This window comes from Paenibacillus sp. AR247 (assembly GCF_002968895.1).
In the GTDB taxonomy this organism is placed as follows: domain Bacteria; phylum Bacillota; class Bacilli; order Paenibacillales; family Paenibacillaceae; genus Paenibacillus_AQ; species Paenibacillus_AQ favisporus.
In genome coordinates, this window is record NZ_PCZT01000012.1 from 9,630 (window position 1) to 13,668 (window position 4,039).

The following is a 4,039-nucleotide window of genomic DNA, read 5'->3' on the forward strand; positions in this document are numbered from 1 at the left end:
AGCAGGACTACCTGCCGAAGGAAATCGCCGGCCGGGTATTCTATGAAGCGTCGGAGCAGGGCAACGAGGCGAAAATCCGGCATAACCAGCAGCTCCGAAAGGATCAGTCTTAAACCGTGGTGCCTGGGAACATACTTCGATTGGGGGTTAGTTTTGCGATGACAGCAGGATAATAATGATGGCGGGGAGAATCTTTAAGGACGGCATGCAAAAAAACCGCCGGCCCTCGAAAGAGCCGGCGGTTTGCACATATGCTTTGCGTTTAGATGGCAGCTTCGTATTGAACTTTTTCCACCTTGTCGATCGTTCCTCCGCCCAGGCACACATCGTCTTGGTAGAACACGACGGCTTGGCCGGGTGTAATGGCCTTTTGCTTCTCGGCAAACGCAACATGGACGCTGCCGTCCGGCAGCCATTCCAGCGTAACCTTCTGGTCTGGCTGACGGTAGCGGAACTTGGCGGTGCATTGGAAGGGCTCTTTGGGCACGGCCCCTTGTCCCGCGATCCAGTTCACGCCTGAAGCGATGAGCCCGGTGGAGTACAGGCTGGGATGCTGATCCCCCTGCACGACGTACAAAATGTTCTTCTCCAGATCCTTGTCGGCGACGAACCACGGTTCGCCCGAGCCGGAACCGCCGATGCCAAGGCCTTGGCGCTGTCCAAGCGTGTAGTACATGAGGCCGTCGTGGCGGCCTTTGACTTCGCCGGTGGCGATATCGACCATTTGACCGGATTGGGCAGGCAGGTATTGGCTCAGGAACTCTTTGAAGTTGCGTTCTCCGATAAAACATACCCCGGTGCTGTCCTTTTTCTTGGCGGTGTAAAGTCCGGCTTCCTCCGCAATTCGGCGGACCTCCGGCTTAGGCAGATGTCCGATTGGGAACATCGCCTTCGACAGCTGCTGCTGATTGAGCGCGTTCAAGAAGTAGGTCTGATCCTTGTTGCTGTCCACGCCGCGCAGCAGCGTATAGACGCCGTCCTGCTCGACAACGCGGGCATAATGGCCGGTGGCTACATATTGGGCGCCCAGATTCAGCGCTTTCGTCAGAAATTCGCCGAATTTAATCTCGCGGTTGCACATGACATCGGGATTTGGTGTGCGGCCCAACTTATATTCATCGAGAAAATAGGAAAATACTTTATCGTAATATTCCTTTTCGAAGTTGACCGTGTAATAAGGAATGCCGATTTGCTCGCAGACGCGGCGGACGTCCTCGGCGTCGTCTTCCGCGGTGCAGTTACCGAATTCATCGGTGTCATCCCAGTTTTTCATAAAAATGCCGATGACGTCGTAGCCCTGCTGCTTCAGAAGCAGCGCGGTGACGGATGAGTCGACACCGCCGGACATCCCGACGACGACACGTATATTTTGATTATCTGTAGACAAAAGTCATCACCATTTTCATATGAGATTGTGCCCATAGCCTCTATTTTAACACATTTGTCCACAGATCACACCACATAGGTTGTCCACCGGTCGCGAACATTTCTTTGTTTTGTCATTGTTTTTTAAACCAAAACGGAGCCGGATATGTTAACATAGGCTAGGGAAATGATCGGAATACGCAGATATGGAAAAGCTTACATAAGCTGTATTCTCTTGGATTAACCACCGACATGTTGAACCAAAGCCATTGATAACGATACATGAGTAAGAGCTAAATAGATTGAAACTCAAGTTTCGAAATTTGAACCCCTTGTTGTAATAGGCTTATCCAAGCCGTTCAACATGAAGTTTTTGAGTTCATTCTATATAGATACCATGAATTTCACTTGAGAGAGGTGCCACCTTTGAAAATATCGACAAAAGGCCGTTACGGCTTGACAATCATGATGGAGCTTGCCGCCAAATACGGCGAAGGGCCGACATCCCTGAAGAGCATTGCTGAGAAAAACCAACTTTCCGAGCACTATCTGGAGCAGCTGATCGCTCCGCTCCGGAACGCCGGACTCGTTAAGAGCATCCGCGGTGCTTACGGCGGTTACATCTTATCGCGTGAAGCTTCCGAGATTACAGCCGGTGATGTCATTCGCGTGCTCGAGGGGCCGATTTCGCCGGTCGATTTTACAGAAGAGGATGATCCGGCCAAACGTAATCTTTGGCTGCGGATCCGTGACGGAATCGCCAACGTGCTGGATTCGACGACGCTTGCCGACCTGATTTCCTACCAGGAGAAAGAGACGTCCGAGAACTATATGTTCTACATCTAGACTACAAGCTGCAGCCACTCGCCCCTTGCGAGTGGCATTCGGCTTTGCAAACGGCGTACCTTCTGGGCGTACCTTCTGTAAGGATAGCCAACTTCCAAAGTTTTGTAAGTAAATGTTTTTCCAAATTAAAAACAGAACCCGCTTCGGCGAGTCTGTTTCCGGTTGTTACTGTTGACGGAACTGGTTGTTGAACCCCGTTTGGAAGCCTTGCGGCTGCTGCGTTTCCATATAACCCGATACCGGCTGGGATACGGAGCTCACCATTTGCTGGGCCAGGCTGGAGATTTGCTGCAGCTGTTGAATGGCGCGCTGGTGGCCTTGAAGGGCGGATTGAATCATTTGCGACGTTTGCTGCTCACGCTGAGCGAGCTGCTCCAGCTGCATCGCATTTTGCTGCTCCTGCTTCAGCATTTGCTGGTAAGCCATAGAAGCTTGTTGGGTTTGCTGCGTCAGCTGATGAATGATTTGGTTGATTTGCTGGGATTGGGAATACGGGTTCATGTCATTACCTCCATATCGGGATTGGATTACCGACATATTATGACTGCCCGGAAACCGTTCTATCCGAGCCAAACCCTGTATGAACAGGCTCCAAATCCCTGATCTGAATACAACAATTTCACTGGACATCAAAAGCGAAATACTACACAAGACCAAGGTGGTGTAATCATGAAATCAATCTATTTGGACCATGCGGCCTCCACTCCGGTACATCCGGAAGTGGCGGAAGAAATGATGCGCGTCATGACCGGACAATACGGCAACGCCTCCAGCGTTCACGCATTCGGCCGTGCTGCCAAGCGCACCGTCAGCGGGGCAAGGGACCGGATCGCCAAGTTTCTCGGCTGCCTGCCCGATGAGATCGTCTTTACTGCCGGGGGCACGGAAAGTGACAACCTCGCTTTATTCGGCGCAGCCTCCATGCGCAGGTCTAAGGGGAACCACATCATTACGTCGTCCATCGAGCATCATGCTGTGCTTCACGCCTGCGAAGAGCTGGAGAAGGAAGGTTTTCGTGTCACTTACCTGCCGGTAGACCACACCGGACGGGTTCGGCCCGAGGATCTGGAGGCGGCATTGTCGGAGGATACGATTCTGATCAGCATCATGTATGCGAACAACGAGGTTCGTTTGCGGCAGACCTTGATCAGCACGCTGGAGCAGGAGATCGGCAGGGACGCTTTTGTAATCAACGGCCACCAAGAGGAATGCCTTCCTCACATCGTGAACATCAGCTTCCCGCAGACAGATACGGAGACACTTCTGATGAATCTCGACATGGAGGGCATCGCCGCGGCCAGTGGTTCGGCATGCACTTCAGGCTCGCTGGAGCTATCCCATGTGCTGGAGGCCATGCAGCTGCCTCAAAATGTTTTGCGTTCGGCGATTCGATTCAGCTTTGGTTTGGGTAATACTACTGAAGATATGGAGTACACAGCCCAAAAAATTGAAACCATTCTGCGTCGTCTTACGTAAGAAAGGTAGGGATTCTCCATGGATGGAGAGGGAGGGATGAGTGCTCCATACCGTTCGCGAGACAAATCGACCTGCGCGTGCCGCACTTTCATTGGCTGACTTCGGTGGTAACGTGAAGGGGTTCGTTTCAATTTTGAAGAGGGTAAGGTGGGATCCTGGCCATGAAATTCCAAGAGATGATCGGACTTGCCGTATTTGATGTGGAAGAAGGCAAGGAGATCGGCAAAATATACGATATTATCATCACCGAAGATTGGAAAATTCAAGGTCTTGAGCTGGAAGGCAAAGGGTTGTTCTCCAACACAGCGAAGACGGTGTCCTGGGAGGACGTCGTTGCTTATGGCGAAGATGC

The 4,039-nt window shown here is 51.8% G+C and carries 5 protein-coding genes; 3 read left to right on the forward strand and 2 right to left on the reverse strand.

What is annotated here, in order from left to right; translation table 11 throughout:
• Positions 1-262: 262 nt before the first annotated feature.
• Positions 263-1,387 (reverse strand): tRNA 2-thiouridine(34) synthase MnmA, encoded by a 1,125-nt coding sequence (gene mnmA / locus CPT76_RS21355; RefSeq protein ID WP_326104071.1) that lies wholly within the window; start codon positions 1,385-1,387, stop codon positions 263-265.
• Between the two features lie 404 nt (positions 1,388-1,791).
• Between mnmA and cymR the strand changes: the two genes are divergently transcribed.
• Complete coding sequence (cymR, locus tag CPT76_RS21360; protein ID WP_076169637.1) at positions 1,792-2,211, forward strand: cysteine metabolism transcriptional regulator CymR; 420 nt, start codon at positions 1,792-1,794, stop codon at positions 2,209-2,211.
• A 165-nt stretch (positions 2,212-2,376) separates the two neighbouring features.
• Here cymR and CPT76_RS21365 read toward each other — a convergent pair whose 3' ends face one another.
• Positions 2,377-2,712, reverse strand: a complete 336-nt coding sequence (locus CPT76_RS21365) for a hypothetical protein (protein WP_076169638.1) — start codon at positions 2,710-2,712, stop codon at positions 2,377-2,379.
• 168 nt (positions 2,713-2,880) lie between these two features.
• Between CPT76_RS21365 and CPT76_RS21370 the strand changes: the two genes are divergently transcribed.
• Both CPT76_RS21370 and CPT76_RS21375 read left to right on the forward strand, forming a co-directional pair.
• Positions 2,881-3,687 carry a cysteine desulfurase family protein gene (locus CPT76_RS21370; RefSeq protein WP_105444403.1) on the forward strand — a complete coding sequence of 269 codons (807 nt, stop codon included), beginning with the start codon at positions 2,881-2,883 and terminating at the stop codon, positions 3,685-3,687.
• A gap of 161 nt (positions 3,688-3,848) precedes the next feature.
• Positions 3,849-4,039, forward strand: a 191-nt coding sequence (locus tag CPT76_RS21375; protein ID WP_181153014.1) for a PRC-barrel domain-containing protein, incomplete at its 3' end; no start/stop codon positions are given.